This window comes from Amycolatopsis aidingensis, assembly GCF_018885265.1.
GTDB classification, from domain to species: domain Bacteria; phylum Actinomycetota; class Actinomycetes; order Mycobacteriales; family Pseudonocardiaceae; genus Amycolatopsis; species Amycolatopsis aidingensis.
This window is the reverse complement of the sequence record NZ_CP076538.1, coordinates 6,576,526-6,596,482: the sequence shown is the minus strand read 5'-3', so window position 1 is coordinate 6,596,482 and position 19,957 is coordinate 6,576,526. Positions and strand designations below refer to the sequence as shown.

Below are 19,957 nucleotides of genomic sequence, written 5' to 3'. Positions count from 1 at the left end.
TCCACCCGTTCGGGGTATTCAGTGCGAGTGGATCCGTTCGTGCTGGTCGGGGCTGGGTTGGTGGGGTGTGTGCGGGCATACTGGGTGACGCGTCCCCAGGCGCACCGGGAAAGGAGCAGGACCATGGCGGAGCCGCTGATGGTGTCCCCTGAGTTTGATCCCTTGGTGGAGTTCTACGGGATGTGGAACACCGAGCTGGCGGAGCAGTATCTGCCGCTTCCCCGGGTGCACGCTCACAAGTACGAGTGCCTGGGGGGATACCTGACGATGAGTCCATACGAAGGCGCGGCCAATGCTTACGGCGAGTCGCGTCTGAACCGGTTGATGTTCGATGCGGTGGTCGCGGCGGGTTTTGTGCCGTATCTGACGGTGAACATGCGGTTTGCGGGGGATAGCTGGATTCAGCCGGACCTGGCGGTGTTGCGGGAGTCGGCCGGTGGGGCGGTGTGGGTGCCCGCGGAGCGGGTGGTGATGCCGGTGGAGTTCGTGTCGCCGGGGAGCAGGCGGCGGGATCGGATCGACAAGCCGGGGTTGTGTGCGCGGGCGGGGGTGCCGTGGTACCTGCGGGTGGAGGTGGAGGCCGCGCGGCGGGCGGTGTATGTGCGGTTGGATCGGTTGGTGGCGGGGGAGTACGTGGAGTACACGGTGGCGCATGACGGGCAGCGGTTCCGGATTACCGAGCCGTTCGTGCTGGACTTCGACCCGGCCGAACTCCTCGAACCGCAATAGCCTGCGGGCTCAGGCGCTGGCGGGCTCCGGGAACCAGCTGTTGCCCGGCACGCCCCACTTGTTGTGCTTGAGCATCTTCTTGGCCGCCCTGGCATGCCTGCCGACCAGCCGGTCCAGGTACAGGTACCCGTCCAGGTGATCCGTCTCGTGCTGCAGGCAGCGGGCGAAGTAGCCGGTGCCCTCCACCTGGATCGGCTGCCCGCTCAGGTCGAAGCCGGTGACCCTGGCCCAGCTCGCCCGCCCGGTGGGGTAGGACTCGCCAGGGACGGAAAGGCAGCCCTCCCAGTCATCGTCCGGATCCGGCATCGTCTCCGGGACCTCCGAGACCTCCAGCCGCGGGTTCACCACCAGCCCCTTGTGCCGCACGCCCTCGTCGTCCGGGCAGTCGTAGACGAAAACCCGCAGGTCGAAGCCGATCTGGTTGGCGGCAAGCCCGACGCCCTGGGCGGCGTACATCGTCTCGAACATGTCCTCGGTGAGGGCGCGCAGTTCCTCGTCGAACGTCTCCACCTCGCGAGTGGGGTGGTGCAGCACGGGGTCACCGGCGATACGGATAGCGTGGACGGTCACGCGTTCCGATCCTACCGGCGGCTCCCGCCATGACGCGCCGGGAGTGATGCCTGCGCACGCATCGCCGGGCGTGATCTAATGGCGCATCGGAACGACAGCCGTGTCATTCGCTGATTGAGCACGACTCGATGCGAAGGAGCAAGATGGACGCCGCGGAGTCGACGGCAAACTCGGGTACGCCGTCCGCGCCCGCGCCCGCGGGCGAGCCCGCGGAGGGATTGTCGAGCCGCGAAGAGGCGGTGCTGGCGTTCGAACGTCAATGGTGGAAGTACGCCGGGGCGAAGGAACAGGCCATTCGTGAGCTCTTCGAGATGTCCCCGACGCGGTACTACCAGGTACTCAACCAGCTGATCGACAAGCAGGAAGCCATGCGAGCCGATCCGATGCTGGTCAAGCGACTACGGAAGCTGCGCGCCAGCAGGCAGCGCACCCGCGCGGCACGGCGGTTGGGGATCGAGCTGTGAGTAACTTCTCTGGTGTGTCCAGGCCGGCGCGGGCCGCCGGGATCGGCCTGCTCGCCGTTGCGGTGGCCGCGGCCGTCATCGGTGGTGTGACGGTACTGACCAGCGGCGATTCCGAGGACACCGCGGCGCCACCCGCCACTTCCACCCCGGCGGGCCCTTCCGAGCCTGGTGGCGAGCCGACCACGGCGCCGCCGACCACCTCCGCCCCCACCGGCACTCCCACCGACGGGACCGAGACCAGCACGCAGGGCACCTCCCCGTCCGAACCCGGCGAAGGGCAACCGGGCGATCCCGATGGTGACGGGCCCGGCGCGCAGGACCAGCAGGCGGCGGCCAAGACCGTCTCGGTGCGGGTCTACAACAACAGCAAGATCAAGGGCCTGGCCCACCGCGCCTCCGACGACCTGCGCGGCCAGGGCTGGAACGTGGTGGAGACCGCCAACTACCCGCACGGGATCATCCCCACCACCACCGCGTACTTCCGCCCTGGCACCCCGGAGGAGTCGGCGGCGCATGCCCTGGCCGGCACGTTCGGGATGCGGGTCGAACCCCGGTTCGACGGCATCGCAGACTCCAGCCCCGGGGTCATCGTGATCGTCACCAAGGACTACGCGGGTGCCGGGGGCGGCGGCAAGAACTGACCGCGCGATACCCGGCAGGTCAGCCCTGCCGGATACCCGCGTAGGCCTCGAGCACGGCGAGCTGGGCCTCGTCCAGGGAGGGCCGGACGGCTTCCCGAGCGCTGGCGAGATGTGCGGCGGTAACCTGGCTGGCCTCCAGTGACTCGCGCATCGCGGTGAGCGCGGCCTCCCGGATGAGCGCGGCGCAGTCGGCGGCCGAGTAGCCGGTCAGGCTGGCGGCGACGGCGTCCAGATCCACATCCTCGGCCAGCGGGGTGTTACGCGCACTGGCCCGCAGGATGTCCGCCCGTGCCCCGGCGTCCGGCGGCGGCACGTAGACCTGCCGTTCCAGCCTGCCGGGGCGCAGCAGCGCCGGGTCCACCAGCTCCGGGCGGTTGGTGGCGCCGAGCACGACCACGTCCCGCATCGGTTCGACCCCGTCCAGCTCGGTGAGCAGCGCGGCGACCACCCGGTCGGACACCCCGGAGTCCCCGGACTGCCCGCGCCGGGGCGCCAGCGCGTCGATCTCGTCCAGGAACACCAGCGCGGGTGCGGCCTCCGCGGCCCGCCGGAACAGCTCGCGCACCGCCCGCTCGGACTCGCCGACCCACTTGTCCATCAGCTCGGCGCCCTTCACCACGAACACGTTCAGCGCGCCGGTGCCGGCCAGCGCGCGCACCAGGAAGGTCTTCCCGCCACCCGGCGGCCCGTACAGCAGCACCCCGCGCGGCGGAGCGACGCCGAGCCGGGCGAAGGAGTCCGGGTAGCGCAGCGGCCACAGCACCGTCTCGGTGAGCGACTGCTTGACCTCGGTCATATCGCCCACGTCCGCGAGGGAGAGCCCGCCGGTGGCCAGCGTGTCCGAAGTGGACATCGAGATCGGCCGCACGGTGGCCAGCGCGTCCAGCAGGTCCTGCTCGCTGATCTGCGGCTCCTCGGCCTCCCGCTGGCGCAACGCGGCCCGCAACGCGGCGTCCCTGCGTAGCGCGATCAGGTCGGCGGCCACGAAGCCCGGGGTCCGCTCGGCGATCGCCCCGAAGTCCACCCCGTGCTCCACTGGGGCCTCGCGCAGCACGATCCGCAGCAGCTCGGTGCGGGTCCTGGCATCCGGAAGCGAGAGCATCAGCTCGCGGTCGAGCAGATCGGCACCACGCAGCCGCGGGTCGGTGGACTCGGGATGGGCGGTGGTCGCCACCACCGCGCACCCCGGCTTGGCCAGCGCCGCCCGCAGCTGCTCCAGGACCACGGTGGCCACCGGTGGCGGCTGGTGCGCGGGCAGCAGCGCGTCGACATCGGTCAGCAGCAGCACGGCGGGGCCGTTGCCCGCGGCCCGTTCGGCGGCCTCCCGCACCCGCGCGGCGGCGGCATCCGGTTGCAGCACCGCCACGTTCGGCGCCGCCAGGGTCACCACCCTGACCCGCTCGGCATGCGCTACCGCGCGAACCAGGGTCGCCTTGCCGACCCCCTCCGGCCCGGACAGCAGCACCCCGAGATGCGTTCCGGCGCCGAGCCGCGCCAGCAGCTCCGGCCGGTGGAAGGCCAGGTCGAGCCATTCGGTGAGCCTGCGGGCCGCCTGCTCGGCACCGGCGAGGTCGGCCACCGGCACCGGCGCGACCTCCTCCGGCTCCTCCTCGAGGACCTCGGCATCCAGGATCTCCTCGTGGCCCGCCCGCGCGGGTGGGTCCGCGGGGTCCGTATCCCGCGCCGGCGTGGCCTGCTGGTCCCGCCAGCTGACCACGGTGGACGGTCCCACCGCCACCGGGCCGTCCGGTTCGGTGGCGGTCACGGTGAGCAGCTCGTTGGTCCAGGTCATCCCGATCGCGCCGGCGAGCCTGCTACGCGCGGCGGACACGTCCGCCCCTGGCGGCGGCGCCAGGTCCTGCGGCAGCAGCGAGACCGCGTCCCCGACGGTGAGGACCTTGCCGATCAGGGCCGGCCGCAAGGTGTTCGGGGTCAGCGAGGTCCGCGCCAGCCGCGATCCCGCGACCACCACCGAGCGCGCCGCAGCCACCTCCGCCGGGCGCAGCACCACCTCGGCCCCCTCGGCCACCCCGAGGTTCGACATGGTGACGTCATCGGCGAGCACCACGCCCGGGGAGCCCTGCGCGCTCGCCGGTGCGGCCAGCGCGGCGCTGGCCCTGGCCCCGGTCAGCTGCACCGCGTCCCAGGCACGCAGGCCGAGGGCGTCGAGCACCTCCGGATGCAGCCGCACGACGCCGCGCCTGCTGTCCAGTGCCGAGGGGGAGAGCCGGATGGTCAAGGTGATCTGCTGCGAGCTGGTCACCACGCCACCCTAGCGGCTGAGTCAGCGGCGGTCGGTGCGCTGGCGCAGGCCGATCCGCCGCCAGCTACGGCGTCGCCGGGCCTGGTCCTCGGCGTGCTCGGCCGGTTCCGGGCCGCGGGTACCGGTTGGCTGCCCGCCATCCTGCCGGGGCAGGCGCACCGCGCGCATGGCTGCTCCGGCGACCCGGCGGCGCAGCGGCCTGCGCAGGCCGAGCCTGCGCATCCGGGAGCTGCCCGCGCGGCGGATGGCCCTGCGTTCCCTTGCCGGCACGTCCCAGGCCTCCGGGTGCCTGGCCAGCCAGCGGTACCGGCGGATGGCGTACGGAAGGTGCGCCAGGTACAGCACCAGCGAGGCCGCCAGCGCGATCAGCGGGTACTGGATCACGGCCGCCGCCAGCAGGCCGACGCCCACCAGCAGCGGGGCCACCGCCTTCGCCGGCGCCTTCACCGTCTTCAGCGACAGGGTCGGGATCCGGCTGATCAGCAACCCGGCGATGCCCACGGTCCAGAACCACACCACCACCTCGCTGGACCACCAGCCGTCGCCGAACTCCTCGTTCAGCACCAGTGGCAGCAGCACCAGCAGGCCGCCCGCGGGCGCGGGCACGCCCACGAAGAACTCGGTGGCGAACGGCGGTTGCTCGGTGTCGTCGAGCAGGGTGTTGAACCTTGCCAGGCGCAGGATCATGCAGACCGCGAAGATCAGCGCGGCGATCCAGCCGACCCGGTCCCCGCCGAAGTGCCAGATGTAGAGCACCAGTGCGGGGGCGACGCCGAAGGAGATGGAGTCGGAAAGCGAGTCCAGCTCGGCACCCATCCTGGTGGTCGCGTCCAGCAGCCGGGCGATCCGGCCGTCCAGGCTGTCCAGCACGGCGGCCACGCCGATCGCGCCGATGGAGAGCAGGTAGTCGCCGGTGAGCGCGAACTGCACGGCGGAAAGCCCCGCGCACAGGGCCAGCACCGTGATCGCGTTCGGCAGCAGCCGGACGCCGGGGGTGGTCCGGGCCATCGGATCAACCCTCCGCGGACCGGGCCGGGGTGGGGAGCTCGGCCAGCGCGGTCTCACCGCCGATGGTCCGCTGCCCCTCGGCGACCAGGACCCGCGATCCCGCGGGCAGGTAGACCTCGACCCGTGAGCCGAACCGGATCAGGCCGTAGGTCTGGCCTGCGGCGACCTGCTCGCCCTCGGTGACCTGGCAGACGATGCGCCTTGCCACCAGCCCGGCGATCTGCACGGTGACCAGCTCGTGCCCCTCGGCGGTGCGCAGCAGCACGGAGTTGCGCTCGTTGTCCTCGCTGGCCTTGTCCAGGTCGGCGGAGAGGAACTTGCCCGGCCGGTAGGCGATCCGTTCGATCATCCCGGCAACCGGTGCCCGCTGGACGTGCACGTCGAAGACGGAGAGGAACACGCTGACCCGCGGGCGCGGCCCGGCTGGCAGGCCGAGCTCCGGCGGCGGCGTGGCCTCCTCGACGCGGGCCACGGTCCCGTCCGCCGCGGACAGCACCAGGCCGGTCCGGGGTGGCGGCACCCGGCGTGGCTCGCGGAAGAACAGGGCGGTGGCGGCGGTGCCCACGGCGGCGAGCCCGCCGAGCCGCCTGGAGACCTTGCGCAGCAGCAAGGTCGCGGCGAGACCGCCGAACACGAACGGCCTCCCGGCCGGGTGCATCGGCGGTACGGACTCACGTGCGAGCTGCACGATGTGCGCGAACGGATGACGTGCCGGTGGCCGGGCGGAGCTCATCTGCTGGGAGTTCCCCGTGTTGTTCGTAGGGCTGTTCGTAGGGCGAGGTTCGTCGGTCGAGCAGGCGCTCGGGGGTGCTGAGCGCCTGCAACGCTACGCCAGCGACGGAAACCGGAAGGGGCGGGTGGCGTCCAGCCCCCGACGCCGTACGCCACCCGCCCTCACCTTGCCGGGGGAGGCCGCGATAGTAGCGTGTCGACCAGGAAAAATAACCACTTGTCAAGAAACTGTTACAAAACGTCACTCATGCCGAGCCCGCGTCACCGGCGGGCGGCGCCACGCACCAGCCGCAGCACGCCGAGCAGCACGATCGCGCCCAGCACGGCGACCCCGAAGCTGGCGAAGTCGAACTCGAAGGTCTTCTCCTTACCGGTCGCCAGCCGGTAGAGCAGGCCGCCGAGCGCGGCGCCGACGACCCCGACGAGCACGCTGACGATGCAGCCCTGCCCGCGCCGCTCCCGGCCGCCGATGATCAGGTTGGCGGCCCATCCGGCCAGCGCGCCGAAGATGATCCAAGCGAGGAAACCCACGCCCCGAGGCTACCCAGAAGGGCCACTCACAGCAGGAGGACGTCGACCTCGGAGCCCTCGGCGGCCTCGGTGACCTGCTCGGGCAGCACGATCAGGCAGTTGGCCATGGCGAAGGCGGCGAGCAGGTGCGATCCGGGCCCGCCGCGCGGGCCGACCATCCCGGTGACCTGCGCCGCACCGCCGTAGTCGGGGGGTGTGTAGTAGCCACGGCGGAACTGCCGCTTGCCATCAGGGGACCGCAGCCCCTCGGTCAGCCGGGCCCGCACCCGCGTCCGGTCCACCTCGGTGTGCCCGAGCGCGGCGCGCAGCGCGGGCCGCAGGAACGCCTCGAAGGACACCAGCACGCTGACCGGGTTACCGGGCAGGGTGACCACCGGCACCCCGTTCCACCGGCCACTGCCCTGCGGGCCGCCTGGCTGCATGCCGACCCTGGTGAAGGTCACCCCGACCTCCGCCAGCGCGTCCTTGACCACCTCGTAGGCCCCGGCGCTGACCCCGCCAGAGGTGACGACCAGGTCGGTCCCGGCCAGCAGCGGTTCGATGGTGCCGAGGAAGGTGGGCACGTCATCGGCGACGCTGCGCACCGTGCGTACCGCGCAGCCCAGTTCGCGCAGCGCGGCGTCCAGCATGATGCTGTTGGACTCATAGATCTGGCCGTGCCGCAGCTCCTCCGGAGGGAGCACCAGCTCGCTGCCGGTGGAGACGACCAGCACCCGCGGCGGGGCGTGCACCGGCAGCCGGTCCAGCCCGATGGCGGCGGCGAGGCCCAGTTGTGCCGGGCCGAGCACGGTGCCCGCTGGCAGCGCGATGGTGCCCACCGAGACGTCCTCCCCGGTACGGCGCAGGTGCGCCCCGGGGGCGGCGGCCGCGAACACGCTGACCCGGTCGGTGCCACCGCTGGTGCGCTCCACCGGCACCACGCCGTCCGCACCGGGCGGGATCGGCGCCCCGGTCATGATCCGGTGTGCGGTACCGGGCAGCAGCGCGGGGATGTCCGTGCGCCCGGCCGGGATGTCCTCGGTGACCGGCAGCTCGACCGGCTGCTGCTCGGTTGCCTCGACCACATCCACCGAACGGACGGCGTAACCGTCCATCGCGGAGTTGTCGAACGGGGGCAGGGCGACGTCCGCGGTGACGTCGCCGGCCAGTACCAGGCCCGCGCACTCGGCCAGCGCCAGCTCGGTGGCCTGCCGGGTGCCGAGCAGCTTGGTGACCGCGGCGCGGTGGTCTTCGACAGAGATCACGCGAACCATCCTCCCTCGCGACGCGCGGCGTGCAAGACTCTCCCCGCGTCAGCGCGGCGAGGCGCACCAGGTCCGAGAGCTGTGCAGCGGGCTCACCGAGCTATGGAGTAGTGGATATGCAGGTTCAAATCCGTCATCAGCCATCCTTCGCCGTGGCGCGGCTGCTGCTCGCCCCTGGCGAACCCGCGCAGGTGGAGTCGGGCGCGATGCTGGCCACCAGCTATGGGGTACATGTCCAGTCCCAGTCGCAAGGCGGGGTGATGAAGGGGCTGGGCAGGGCGTTCCTGGCCGGGGAGTCGTTCTTCATCTCCACCTTCACCGCGCCGCAGAACGGCGGCTGGGTGGATGTCGCGGCGAACCTGCCAGGAGACGTCCAGGTGATCAACCTGGACGGCCGGGTCGGCTGGTGCGTCACCAGGGGCTGCTGGCTGGCCTCCGCGCACGGGGTGCAGACCGAGACCAAATGGGGCGGCTTCAAGAACCTGTTCGGTGGCGAGGGTGGTTTCCTCACCCACGCCACCGGCCAGGGCCAGCTACTGGTCGCCTGCTACGGCGCGCTGGAGACGGTTACCCTGCAGCAGGGCGAGATGATCACCATCGACACCGGGCACGTGGTGGCCTTCGCGGACAGCACCCAGTACCAGGTGCGCAAGGTGTCCGAGGGCATGATCCAGTCGATGAAGAGCGGGGAGGGGCTGGTGTTCGACTTCGCGGGGCCGGGGCAGGTGCTCACCCAGACCCGTAACCCGGCAGCGCTGATCGCGTGGATCATCCCGCAGATCCCGTCCCGGCGGTGAGGGCCGCATCGTGCAGGTCCACACCAGGCACACGCCGAGCTTCGGGGTCGCCAGGCTGACCCTGGCGCCGGGCGAGGCGGTACAGGCCGACTCGGAGGCGATGCTGGCGTGCAGTTTCGGCATCAAGGAGTCGCGGCAGGGCCGGGTCAGTGCGCGCGGGGGCGGCCGGACGGTGGCGGTGTTCACCGCGCCTGCCGAGGGCGGCTGGATCGACCTCGCGCCCAGCCATGCCGGGGACGTCTACCCGCTGGAGTTCAACGGCCGGGCCGGCTGGTCGATCGCGCGTGGCACGGTGCTGGCCCGGCCCGCCGGCATCCGGACCGATCCGCAGTGGCCCGCGTTGCGCGCCCTCTTCGGCGGGGATTCCGGTTTCCTCGAGCACTACAGCGGCAGCGGATCCCTGCTGCTCGCCTGCGCCGGTCCGGTGGACGCGTTCACCCTGGACTCCGCCGAGGTGATCACGGTGAGCCCGCGGTTCCTGCTGGCCTATCCGGACGCGGTGCAGTGCCGGTTGCGCGCGGTGGACCCGTCCGGGCCGCAGTCCGTGCGGACCGGCGAGGGGCTGATGCTGGATTTCGCGGGCCCTGGCACGGTTCTGGTGCAGGCGCGGACCAGGGTGGCCGATCGCCAGTGAGGTCCAGTGAGCCATTGGCGCGATTCCGGCCAAATTGGGCATTGCCCGTCGCGGGTAATCCGGTAGCGTGATCGGAGCTTCACCGGCGGCAGCGGTCGCCGCCGTTTTCGGCTGTACCCCAAGGAGGAAGCCGTGGCAGTAGGCACGGTCAAGTGGTTCAACGCGGAGAAGGGCTACGGGTTCATCGAATCCCCCGAAGGCCCCGATGTGTTCGTACACTACTCCGCCATCCGCGCCGACGGATTTCGCACCCTCGACGAGGGCGACCGGGTCGAGTTCGAAGTGCAGGCCGGCCGCGACGGCCGCAGCCAGGCGGCGGACGTCCGCAAGCTCTGAGCATCCGGCACCCCGACCCCCGGCATCGCCGAATCATCGGACGTTAGGCTGCGCTGCGTGACAGGCGATGTGTCGGGGGACCTCACCGGTCGCCGGCTGGGCAACTACCGCATCGACGGGGTGCTCGGCAAGGGCGGCATGAGTGTGATGTACAAGGCCACCGACGTGCGGCTCGGTCGCAAGGTGGCGTTGAAGGTGATCGGCGAGCATCTCGGCGCGGATGCCGAGTTCCGCGAGCGGTTCGTCGACGAGGCCCGGAACACCTCGGCGATCGACCACGCCAACATCGTCCCGCTCTACGACTTCGGCGAGCTGGACGGGATGCTCTACATCGCCATGCGGCTGGTGGACGGCTCGGACCTGGCCAGCCTGATCGGCAACGGCCCGATGGCGCCGGAGCGTGCGTTCGGCCTGCTCGAGCAGGTGGCCGACGCGCTGGACACGCTGCATGCCCACGGGCTGGTGCACTTGGACGTCAAACCGGCCAACGTGCTGGTGACCAGCAGGGAGTCCGCCCGCGAGCATGTGTACGTCGCCGACTTCGGGCTCACCCGCCGGGGTGCCACCGGGCATCGCACCCGGGGCGGGGACTTCCTCGGCTCGCCGACCTACGCCGCCCCCGAGCACCTGCGCGGGGAGCCGCTGGACGGGCGCACCGACCAGTACGCGCTGGCCTGCGTGCTGTACGCCTGCCTCACCGGGAAACCGCCGTACCAGGGCGATGTGTCCGCGGTGATCAAGGGGCATCTGAGTGGGGAGCCGCCCTCCCTCGCCCGGCTGCTCGGCCTGCCCGCCGCGCTGGACGAGATCCTGCGCAAGGGCATGGCGAAGAATCCGCCGGAGCGGTACGGCGGCTGCGTGGAACTGATCACGGCCGCCCGCGGCGCCTGGTCCTCCGGTGGGCCGCCCTCCGGAGGGAACCCGGCCGTGCGGGCGCCGGTCGGCGCGGCCGGGATCGGGCAGCCGGGCGGGCAGCAACGGCCCGCCCAGCACGGAGAGGGGACACCGATGCAGCCCTACGGGCACCAGGGACAGTCACCGCAACAACCCCCGCAGGGCGGGCAGCAGCAGGGGCCGCCGCCTCCTCCCCCGCAGGGACCCCCACCCGGCTACGGGGCGCCGCAGCCCGGCCAGCCACCGGGCCAGCCGCCAGGACCGGCGCCGTACGGTCCGCCACCCGGGCTGGGCACCCCGCCGCAGGGCATGCACCCGCAGGGGCCGCCGCCCGGGTATCCGCCGCCGGGCCCACCGGCCGGCCCGCCGCCCCCGCAGGGCAAGGGCGGCGGCAAGATGTGGCTCGTCTGGGTGCTGGCCGCGGTCGTGCTGGTCGGCGGCGGCGTACTGATCCTGGTGCTCAGCCTCGGCAGCGAGGACGGCGGAGACGGCGAGGGCGGGCAGAACCCGCCCCAGGAGACCACCAGGTCGGCCCCGGACATCCCGGTGGGCCCTGGCGGCTCGCAGCCGAACACCCCGCCCGCCTCCTCGGCAGGCAACCCGCCGCCGGAGTCCATTCCGGTGGTGCCCTCCAACTGAACAGGGCCGGCCGGGGGGCTTTCTTGCACTCTCACCCGGAGAGTGCTAAAACCGAACTTGGCACTCGGCGCCGTCGAGTGCCAGACGGGGGGCCGAACGGCCGCCCGTCTGAAGGTCGGGACGGTGAGGCCGGGTTCGGGTACACGAGCCGGTCGTCCGTCGCGGGCACCGAGCCTGGCCGAGGACGTGTCCTGTTACCGCGGTTCGCTCGCATCCGACGAGCGGGCCGTTCGTAGCGCCCAATACCGGAGGACCACACCGCAATGGCCAAATTGATCGCGTTCGACGAGGACGCCCGCCGCGGTCTTGAGCGCGGCCTGAACACCCTCGCCGAAGCCGTCAAGGTGACGCTTGGCCCTCGTGGCCGCAACGTCGTGCTCGAGAAGAAGTGGGGCGCGCCGACCATCACCAACGACGGTGTCTCCATCGCCAAGGAGATCGAGCTCGAGGACCCGTGGGAGAAGATCGGGGCCGAGCTCGTCAAGGAAGTTGCCAAGAAGACCGACGATGTCGCGGGTGACGGCACCACCACCGCTACCGTGCTGGCTCAGTCGCTGGTCAAGGAGGGGCTGCGCAACGTAGCCGCCGGCGCCGACCCGATCGCCCTGAAGCGGGGCATCGAGCAGGCCGTCGAGGCCGTGACCGAGCAGCTGCACAAGATGGCGAAGGAGGTCGAGACCAAGGAGCAGATTGCTGCCACCGCCTCGATCTCGGCCGCTGACCGCACCATCGGTGACCTGATCGCCGAGGCGCTGGACAAGGTCGGCAAGGAAGGCGTCGTCACCGTCGAGGAGTCCAACACCTTCGGCCTCGAGCTCGAGCTGACCGAGGGTATGCGCTTCGACAAGGGCTACATCTCCGGCTACTTCGTCACCGACGCTGAGCGTCAGGAGGCGGAGCTGGAGGACCCCTACATCCTGCTCTACGGCTCCAAGATCTCCAACGTCAAGGACGTTGTGCCGCTGCTGGAGAAGGTTATCCAGTCCGGCAAGCCGCTGCTGATCATCGCCGAGGACGTCGAGGGCCAGGCGCTGGCCACCCTCATCGTCAACAAGATCCAGGGCACCTTCAAGTCCGTTGCCGTCAAGGCCCCGGGCTTCGGTGACCGCCGTAAGGCCATCCTGCAGGACATCGCGATCCTGACCGGTGGCCAGGTCATCACCGAGGACGTCGGCCTCAAGCTGGAGAACGCCGACCTCTCGCTGCTCGGCAAGGCCCGCAAGGCCGTCATCACCAAGGACGAGACCACCATCGTCGAGGGTTCCGGCGACGCGGACCAGATCCAGGGCCGGGTCAACCAGATCCGCGCCGAGATCGAGAACAGCGACTCCGACTACGACCGGGAGAAGCTGCAGGAGCGCCTGGCGAAGCTGGCAGGCGGCGTCGCCGTCATCCGTGCCGGTGCCGCCACCGAGGTGGAGCTCAAGGAGCGCAAGCACCGCATCGAGGACGCGGTGCGCAACGCCAAGGCCGCCGTCGAGGAGGGCATCGTCGCCGGTGGTGGCGTGGCCCTGCTGCAGGCTGCCGAGGCCGCGTTCTCCGGCCTCAAGCTGGAGGGCGACGAGGCGACCGGTGCCAGCATCGTGAAGATCGCGGTGGAGGGCCCGCTCAAGCAGATCGCGGTGAACGCCGGCCTCGAGGGCGGCGTCGTGGTGGAGAAGGTCAAGACCCTGCCGCAGGGCCACGGCCTGAACGCCGCCACGGGTGAGTACGAGGACCTGCTCGCCGCCGGCGTGCCGGACCCGACCAAGGTCACCCGCTCCGCGCTGCAGAACGCCGCCTCCATCGCCGCGCTGTTCCTGACCACGGAGGCCGTGGTCGCGGACAAGCCGGAGAAGGAGAAGGCAGGCGCCGGCGGTGGCGACCCCACCGGCGGCATGGGCGGCATGGACTTCTGACCTTTCCGGTCCGGAAGTCACCGGCTCAGCAACGAAAGGCCCGGAGGCGCGCTGGCGCTTCCGGGCCTTTTGCCGTGCTCATGTCATCCGGCGCAGCGCGTCCGTGACGTGTTCCTCGACGGCGTCCTTGGCGATGCCCAGCTTGCCGAGAACGCCGGTGCCGCCCTCGAACTCCAGCAGGGCGAGCAGGATGTGCTCGGTGCCGATGTAGTTGTGGCCCAGCCGCAGTGCCTCGCGGAAGGTGAGTTCCAGCGCCTTCTTACCTCGTGAGCTGTACGGGATGAGGTCGGGTACCGCGCCGGCGCGGTCCGGCAGAGCCGCCTTGGCCGCGGCGTCGACGGCATCGAGGGACACCCCCTGGGCCAGGATCGCCTTGGCGGCGAGTGCCTCGGGCTCGGTCAGCAGCCCCAGCACCAGGTGCTCGGGCCTGATCTCGTTGTGCCCAGCCTCGTGGGCCGCGTTGTGCGCCGCCGTCACCGCGTTCCGCGCCCGCTGGGTGAACCGGCTGAACCCCTGTTCGGGGCGCACGGCGGACGGATCGTCCTTCGGCACGAAACGTTTCTGTGCCGCCTGTTTGCTCACCCCCATGCTCTTGCCGATCTCCGTCCAGGACGCGCCCGTGCGCCGGGCCTGGTCCACGAAGTGGCCGATCAGGTGGTCGGCCAGCTCACCGAGGTGATCGGCGGCGAGTACCGCGTCGGTCAGCTGGTCGAGAACGTCGGTGTGCACCTTCTTGATGCCGTCGATCAGGTCGTCCAGCCGGACCGGGCTGGTTATTCGGTTCGGTTCGGTCATGCGTCAACCATAGGTTGACGATTGCTGTGTCGTCAACTGACGGTTGACGACTACGCCGCGTCCTCCGGCATCAGGATCCAGCAGGCCGCGTAGATCAGCACCGGCGTGCCGACGCCGAAGATGGTGGTCGCCACCAGCAGGATGCGCAGGATCGCCGCGTCCACGCCGAGCAGCCGGGCCCAGCCGCCGCAGACCCCCGCGATCATCCGGTCGGCCGGGCTGCGCCGCAGCTTCCTGGTCCCGGATTCCGGCGAGTACACGTTGTTCGTCATGGCTCCATCGTTGCCGCCGGGAGTGCGCCGCACATCGGGGCAGTTCCCGGAGCTCGACCCTGGGCTCACCTCGGAGTCGACCCTGAGCACGGCCCCGGGTCCGGTTTGCGCGCCGGGCCGCGGGGGTAACCGCCGGGCGTACCAACCAGTACGTGGAGGGGAACGAAGTCGTGTCGGAGACGTTGACCGGACGCCGGGTCGCCTTTCTGGTGGCGCCGGAGGGCGCCGAGCAGGTGGAGCTGACCGAGCCGTGGCAGGCGGTGCGGGACGCGGGTGGTGAGCCGGAGCTGGTGTCGATCAGTCCCGGAACCATCCAGGCGTTCAACCACCTGGACAAGGCGGACACCTTCCCGGTGGACAAGGTGGTCACCGAGGTGTCCCCTGCGGACTACGACGCGCTGGTGCTGCCCGGCGGCGTGGCCAATCCGGACTTCCTGCGCACCGTGCCGAACGCGGTCCGGTTCGCTGGCGAGTTCTTCGCCCAGCAGCAGCCGGTGGCCGCGATCTGCCACGCGCCGTGGCTGCTGATCGAGGCCGATGTGGTGCGTGGCCGCAGGCTCACCTCCTACCCCAGCCTGCAGACCGATCTGCGCAACGCCGGGGCCGAGTGGGTCGACGAGGAGGTCGTGGTGGACGCCGGGTTCGTGACCAGCCGCAAGCCCGATGACCTGCCTGCCTTCTGCGCCAAGATGGTCGAGGAGATCGGCGAGGGCGCGCACCGCGCGCAGGCCCGCAGCGCCTGACCGGCAGGCGCCACAGGTTCAGACCCGGACCAGGACCTGGTCCAGGGACTTGCGGACCAGGTCCGGCACCACACAGTCCTCGGCGGGGTAGCCGACCGGGATCACCGCGAACGCCTTCTCGTTGCGCGGCCGGTTCAACACCTCGCCGAGGAACTTCATCGGCGAGGGGGTGTGGGTCAGCGCGGCCAGTCCGGAAAGGTGCAACGCGGTCAGCAGCATCCCGACCGCGATACCCACCGACTCGTCCACGTAGTAGTGCTTACGCACGCTGTCGTCCTCCAGCAAGGTGAACCGCTGCTGGAACACCACGATCAGGTAAGGCGCGTCGGTCAGGTGCGGTTTCACCTCGTCGGTGCCCAGCGGGCGCAGCGCCGCCAGCCATTCCTCGCCCAGCCTGCCCGCGTAGGAGATCTGCTCCTCCCGCTCCGCCGCCTCGCGGATCTGCTTGCGCACCTCGGGGTCGGTGACCAGGACGAAGGTCCACGGCTGCTGGTGCGCCCCGCTCGGCGCGGTGGCCGCCACCGCGATGGCGTCCAGCACGAGCTGCTCGGGAACCGGGTCGGTGGAGAACATCCGCACCGTGCGCCGCTCGTCCATGCGGCGGCGCAGGCGAGCGGCCGTGGCCAGCGACTCCTCGGCAGGCATCCGCTCGGGCCGGTAGGGCACCGGGTGGTAGGGCTGGCCGTGCACGGACACCCAGGTTTCGCCGTCCGGGGCGGGGTTCGAGTTCGTCACGGGGCCGAGTATGTCAACCAGCTGGCTACTGTTGAACCCCTTCTGTACCGATTTTCGTGCTCCGGTGTCCGTTCCCCGGACATCGGTCCCCGGGCCGGACGCCCCGGCCACGGACCGGTGAAACCGGTGGTACGAACCTGTCCGCGTACTGGTTATTGCGACCAAAGTTTGAAAATATTCTTCGGGTGCGTGGTCTGCGTCCGTTTGGAATCCGTTTCGCGACCATCGTACTGATCTGATTGCCGGAACTAGGCTGGATGTCGCATTGACGACGTCCGGAGCGGTGGCGCTAACTGTCCTCACCCTGTGATCAGGTACCACCGCGATATTTCGGGTTCGGCAATCGAAGTTATGCATAATCCATAACTTCGCAGGATGAACCGAACTCGCGACTCGTGGTGGTGCCGTATTCCTGCCTGAGGAGAGGGCGCCACATGAAATCCCTGCGAACCCGACGAGCGGGCCTGGCCGCGATAGCCGGCCTTGCGCTCGCGGCGGGCATGTCATCCATGCCCGCTCTCGCCGAGACCGGCACCGGCCCGGCCGCACAGCCGGCTCCGCCGCCGGAGGCACTGGCCACCTCGGCCGCCGACGAAGCGGCCGCGATCGGCCTGGACGAACTGAAGAAGGGTCCCGCGGAGACATTCCGCCGGGTCGGCGTCACCCCCGGCGCCGGTGACCTGTTCTACGTCGCCTACGAACGCTCCTACCAAGGCCTTCCGGTGGTCGGCGGCGACGCCGTCGTGGTGGCCGACGGCCAGGGGGCGGTGCGGGACACCGTGAGCGCGGACACCGCGCCGATCGCGGTCGGCACCCACGCCGCGGTGACCGCCGAGCGCGCCGAGCGGGTCGCCCGCGGCCAGCTGACCACTGTGGACAGCGTGGAATCGGGGCCGAAACTGGTGGTGCTGGCCGGCGACAGCCCGAGGCTGGCCTACCAGGTGCTGGTCACCGGTACCGCGTCCGGTGCGCCGAGCAGGCTGCACGTCTTCGTGGACGCGGGTTCCGGTGCCGTGCTGGACACCCGGGACGAGGTCAAGCGTTCGGCACTGGCCGGTGCGCCGGCGGCCGCGCCCGCGCAGCCCGGAACGCTGGGCAGCGGCAACGGTTACTACAACGGCAACGTCACCATCGACACCACCTCCTCCGGTGGGCAGTACTCGATGCGCGACCCGAACCGGCGCGGACTCAGTTGCGGCAACTACAACTCGCGGCAGGTCTACACCGGCCCGGACGACACCTGGGGCAACGGCTCCGGCACCAACCTGGAGACGGCCTGCGTGGACACGCTGTATGCCTCCCAGACGGAATGGAAGATGCTGGATGAGTGGCTCGGCCGCAACGGGATCGACGGCCAGGGCGGCGGCTTCCCCGCCTATGTCGGGCTGAACGCGGTCAACGCCTACTGGGACGGCCGCTCGACCAGCTTCGGCCACTCCCAGGACGGACGCAGGCAGGTCACCCCGATGGACGTGGTCGGGCACGAGTACGGGCATGCGATCTTCCAGACCACCCCGGGCGGTGCCGGGCGGGGCAACGAGAACGGTGGGCTGAACGAGTCCACGGGGGACATCTTCGGCGCGCTCACCGAGTTCTACGCGCAGAACCCGAACGACGACCCGGACTACGACGTGGGCGAGGAGGTCAACCTGGTCGGTAACGGCCCGATCCGGTACATGAACGACCCGTCCAGGGCGAGGCACCCGAACTGCTACTCCTCCTCCATCCCGAACACCGAGGTGCACGCGGCCGCGGGCCCACAGAACCACTGGTTCTACCTGCTCGCCGAGGGCACCAACCCGGGCAACGGCATGCCCTCCAGCCCGACCTGCAACAACTCCACGATCACCGGGATCGGGATCCAGAAGGCGGGCAAGATTTTCTACAACGGCCTGCTGCGTAAGACCTCGAGCTGGAACCACCGGCAGGCCAGGGTCGCCACCCTGGAGGCCGCGAAGACCCTGTTCCCGAACAGCTGCGTCGAGTTCGACACGGTCAAGGCCGCCTGGAACGCGGTCAGCGTCTCCGCGGTCGGCGGGGAACCGACCTGTGACAACCAGCCACCGGTGGAGAACGACTTCTCGCTCGCGCTGAACCCCAGCTCGGTGTCGGTGGAACCGGGTGCTTCGGCCACGGTGACGGTGTCCACCGAGGTGACCCAGGGCGAGGCGCAGGCGGTGCAGCTGCGTGCCTCCGGCCTGCCGAGCGGGGCCACCGCCTCCTTCGACCCCACCTCGGTGCAGTCCGGCGGCAGCGCGGTGCTGACCATCTCCACCACCTCGGGGACCCCGGAGGGAACCAGCCAGGTGACCATCACCGGGGACGGCGTGGACATCGACCACACCGTCCAGCTTTCGCTGACGGTTGGCGATGGTGGTCCGCCGCCGGGATGTGACGCTCCGGCGTGGGATTCGGCGGCCAGCTACGTGCCTGGTGATGTGGTGTCGCATGCCGGGCATGAGTGGGAGTCGACCTGGTACTCCTCTGGTGCCGAGCCCGGTGACCCGCGGTCCTGGGCGGTGTGGAGCGACCTCGGCGCCTGCTGAGGCGAGGAAGGACTACCTGACATGAATGTCAAGAAACTCCTGCGCGCCGGGGTGGCCGCGGTAGCCGGGCTCGCCGTCGGCCTTGCGGTGCCCGTGCCCACCGCCGTCGCGCAGCCCACTACCGCGGCCGCACCGGATATCGCGGTGTCCGATGTGCAGGCACATCTGAGCCAGTTCCAGAGCATCGCAGGCCGCAACGGCGGCAACCGCGCTCCCGGAGCTGGCTACAACGCCTCGGTGTCCTATGTGGAGCAGCAACTGCGGTCGGCGGGGTACGACGTCACCCGGCAACGCTGCACCAGTTGCGCGGCGCAGTCGGAGAACCTGATCGCGGAGTGGCCGGAGGGCGACGCGGACCAGGTGATCATGCTCGGGTCGCACCTGGACAGCGTCCGTTCCGGACCGGGGATCAACGACAACGGCACCGGTTCCGCCGCGATCCTCCAGGTCGCGCTGGAACTGGCGGAGGCGGATCCCGCGATGGCCAAGCGGGTCCGCTTCGCCTGGTGGGCCGATGAGGAGTCCGGGCTGCGTGGCTCCCGGTACTACGTGTCCTCCCTTTCCGGTGCGGAACGGTCGCGGATCGATGCGTACCTGAACTTCGACATGATCGGGTCGCGGAACTGGGGCTATTTCGTCTATGACGATGTGGCCTCCATCAAGGCGGTCTTCGACGAGTACTTCCAGTCGGCGGGAGTGCCCACCGAGCGGGCAACCGCAACCGACGGCCGGTCCGACCACGCCCCGTTCAAGAGCGCGGGTATCCCGGTGGGCGGGCTGTTCACCGGGGCTGGGTCGAACAAGACCTATGCCCAGCAACAGAAGTGGGGCGGCACCGCCAACTCGCCGTTCGACGCCTGTTACCACCGTTCCTGCGACACCATCAACAACATCGCGACCACCCCACTGGACCACAACAGCGACGCGATCGCCTACGCGGTCTGGGAGATGGCGGTCGGCGGCACCGAGCAGAACGACTTCTCGGTGTCGCTGAACCCGGCTTCGGCCACGGTCGAGCCGGGTGAGTCGGTGACCGTGACGGTGTCCACCGAGGTGACGGCCGGGCAGTCGCAGGCGGTGCAGCTGAGCGCCTCCGGCCTGCCGAATGGGGTTACCGCCTCATTCGATCCTCCTTCCGTGCAGTCGGGGGCGAATTCGGTGCTGACCATCTCCACCTCGGCCGGCACCCCGACCGGGACCAGCCAGGTGACCGTGCTCGGCGACGGGACCGAAGCGGATCGCACGGCGGCGTTCGCGCTGACGGTTGGCGATGGTGGTCCGCCGCCGGGATGTGACGCTCCGGCGTGGGATTCGGCGGCCAACTATGCGCCTGGTGATGTGGTGTCGCATGCCGGGCATGAGTGGGAGTCGACCTGGTACTCCTCTGGTGCCGAGCCCGGTGACCCCCGGTCCTGGGCGGTGTGGAGCGACCTCGGCGCCTGCTGAGTTCCCCTTCCAGTAGGTGCCGTCCCGCTGGGGCCGTCCG

20 protein-coding genes are annotated in these 19,957 nt (G+C 70.5%); 11 read left to right on the top strand and 9 right to left on the bottom strand.

Annotated features, from left to right (window positions below; genetic code table 11):
- Positions 1-123 precede the first annotated feature (123 nt).
- Positions 124-729 carry a Uma2 family endonuclease gene (locus tag KOI47_RS30105; RefSeq protein ID WP_216210149.1) on the top strand — a complete coding sequence of 202 codons (606 nt, stop codon included), beginning with the start codon at positions 124-126 and terminating at the stop codon, positions 727-729.
- 9 nt (positions 730-738) lie between these two features.
- Here KOI47_RS30105 and KOI47_RS30100 read toward each other — a convergent pair whose 3' ends face one another.
- On the bottom strand, positions 739-1,299 hold the full coding sequence (locus KOI47_RS30100; protein WP_216210148.1) for a peptide deformylase: 561 nt from the start codon (positions 1,297-1,299) through the stop codon (positions 739-741).
- 143 nt (positions 1,300-1,442) lie between these two features.
- On the opposite strand from KOI47_RS30100, the gene KOI47_RS30095 reads away from it, so the two are divergent.
- Both KOI47_RS30095 and KOI47_RS30090 read left to right on the top strand, forming a co-directional pair.
- On the top strand, positions 1,443-1,763 hold the full coding sequence (locus tag KOI47_RS30095) for a DUF3263 domain-containing protein (protein ID WP_216217658.1): 321 nt from the start codon (positions 1,443-1,445) through the stop codon (positions 1,761-1,763).
- Positions 1,764-1,777: 14 nt separating this feature from the next.
- Positions 1,778-2,404, top strand: a complete 627-nt coding sequence (locus KOI47_RS30090; protein ID WP_232376352.1) for a LytR C-terminal domain-containing protein — start codon at positions 1,778-1,780, stop codon at positions 2,402-2,404.
- Positions 2,405-2,423: 19 nt separating this feature from the next.
- Here the strand turns inward: KOI47_RS30090 and KOI47_RS30085 are convergent, their stop codons facing one another.
- From KOI47_RS30085 to moeA, 5 genes are all read right to left on the bottom strand, one after another.
- Positions 2,424-4,667 carry an AAA family ATPase gene (locus KOI47_RS30085; RefSeq protein ID WP_216210144.1) on the bottom strand — a complete coding sequence of 748 codons (2,244 nt, stop codon included), beginning with the start codon at positions 4,665-4,667 and terminating at the stop codon, positions 2,424-2,426.
- Positions 4,668-4,688: 21 nt separating this feature from the next.
- On the bottom strand, positions 4,689-5,675 hold the full coding sequence (pssA, locus tag KOI47_RS30080) for a CDP-diacylglycerol--serine O-phosphatidyltransferase (protein WP_216210142.1): 987 nt from the start codon (positions 5,673-5,675) through the stop codon (positions 4,689-4,691).
- Positions 5,676-5,679: 4 nt separating this feature from the next.
- A complete protein-coding gene (locus tag KOI47_RS30075; RefSeq protein WP_216210141.1) occupies positions 5,680-6,408 on the bottom strand; it encodes a phosphatidylserine decarboxylase in 729 nt (242 codons plus the stop codon).
- A 260-nt stretch (positions 6,409-6,668) separates the two neighbouring features.
- A complete protein-coding gene (locus tag KOI47_RS30070) occupies positions 6,669-6,938 on the bottom strand; it encodes a GlsB/YeaQ/YmgE family stress response membrane protein (protein ID WP_216210139.1) in 270 nt (89 codons plus the stop codon).
- A 26-nt stretch (positions 6,939-6,964) separates the two neighbouring features.
- Positions 6,965-8,191, bottom strand: a complete 1,227-nt coding sequence (gene moeA, locus KOI47_RS30065) for a molybdopterin molybdotransferase MoeA (protein ID WP_216210137.1) — start codon at positions 8,189-8,191, stop codon at positions 6,965-6,967.
- Between the two features lie 107 nt (positions 8,192-8,298).
- Here moeA and KOI47_RS30060 point away from each other — a divergent pair, with 107 nt between their 5' ends.
- From KOI47_RS30060 to groL, 5 genes are all read left to right on the top strand, one after another.
- Positions 8,299-8,979 carry a TIGR00266 family protein gene (locus tag KOI47_RS30060; RefSeq protein ID WP_216210135.1) on the top strand — a complete coding sequence of 227 codons (681 nt, stop codon included), beginning with the start codon at positions 8,299-8,301 and terminating at the stop codon, positions 8,977-8,979.
- 10 nt (positions 8,980-8,989) lie between these two features.
- Positions 8,990-9,613 (top strand): AIM24 family protein, encoded by a 624-nt coding sequence (locus KOI47_RS30055; RefSeq protein WP_216210133.1) that lies wholly within the window; start codon positions 8,990-8,992, stop codon positions 9,611-9,613.
- A gap of 132 nt (positions 9,614-9,745) precedes the next feature.
- On the top strand, positions 9,746-9,949 hold the full coding sequence (locus KOI47_RS30050; RefSeq protein ID WP_141998334.1) for a cold-shock protein: 204 nt from the start codon (positions 9,746-9,748) through the stop codon (positions 9,947-9,949).
- 57 nt (positions 9,950-10,006) lie between these two features.
- Positions 10,007-11,482 carry a serine/threonine-protein kinase gene (locus KOI47_RS30045; protein WP_216210131.1) on the top strand — a complete coding sequence of 492 codons (1,476 nt, stop codon included), beginning with the start codon at positions 10,007-10,009 and terminating at the stop codon, positions 11,480-11,482.
- 263 nt (positions 11,483-11,745) lie between these two features.
- Positions 11,746-13,380 carry a chaperonin GroEL gene (gene groL, locus KOI47_RS30040; protein WP_216210129.1) on the top strand — a complete coding sequence of 545 codons (1,635 nt, stop codon included), beginning with the start codon at positions 11,746-11,748 and terminating at the stop codon, positions 13,378-13,380.
- A 78-nt stretch (positions 13,381-13,458) separates the two neighbouring features.
- Here the strand turns inward: groL and KOI47_RS30035 are convergent, their stop codons facing one another.
- Complete coding sequence (locus tag KOI47_RS30035; protein WP_216210127.1) at positions 13,459-14,175, bottom strand: Clp protease N-terminal domain-containing protein; 717 nt, start codon at positions 14,173-14,175, stop codon at positions 13,459-13,461.
- Positions 14,176-14,225: 50 nt separating this feature from the next.
- Complete coding sequence (locus KOI47_RS30030; RefSeq protein ID WP_216210125.1) at positions 14,226-14,447, bottom strand: PspC domain-containing protein; 222 nt, start codon at positions 14,445-14,447, stop codon at positions 14,226-14,228.
- Positions 14,448-14,617: 170 nt separating this feature from the next.
- On the opposite strand from KOI47_RS30030, the gene KOI47_RS30025 reads away from it, so the two are divergent.
- The gene (locus KOI47_RS30025) at positions 14,618-15,190 is read left to right on the top strand and encodes a type 1 glutamine amidotransferase domain-containing protein (protein ID WP_216210123.1); all 573 of its coding nucleotides are present in this window, start codon (positions 14,618-14,620) and stop codon (positions 15,188-15,190) included.
- An 18-nt stretch (positions 15,191-15,208) separates the two neighbouring features.
- On the opposite strand, the gene KOI47_RS30020 is transcribed toward KOI47_RS30025, so the two are convergent.
- Entirely contained in the window at positions 15,209-15,835 is a 627-nt protein-coding gene (locus KOI47_RS30020; protein WP_216217657.1) for a nitroreductase family protein, read from the bottom strand.
- A gap of 524 nt (positions 15,836-16,359) precedes the next feature.
- Here KOI47_RS30020 and KOI47_RS30015 point away from each other — a divergent pair.
- The gene (locus KOI47_RS30015) at positions 16,360-18,471 is read left to right on the top strand and encodes a M4 family metallopeptidase (protein WP_216210121.1); all 2,112 of its coding nucleotides are present in this window, start codon (positions 16,360-16,362) and stop codon (positions 18,469-18,471) included.
- A gap of 21 nt (positions 18,472-18,492) precedes the next feature.
- A complete protein-coding gene (locus KOI47_RS30010; RefSeq protein ID WP_216210120.1) occupies positions 18,493-19,917 on the top strand; it encodes a M20/M25/M40 family metallo-hydrolase in 1,425 nt (474 codons plus the stop codon).
- Positions 19,918-19,957: the final 40 nt, after the last annotated feature.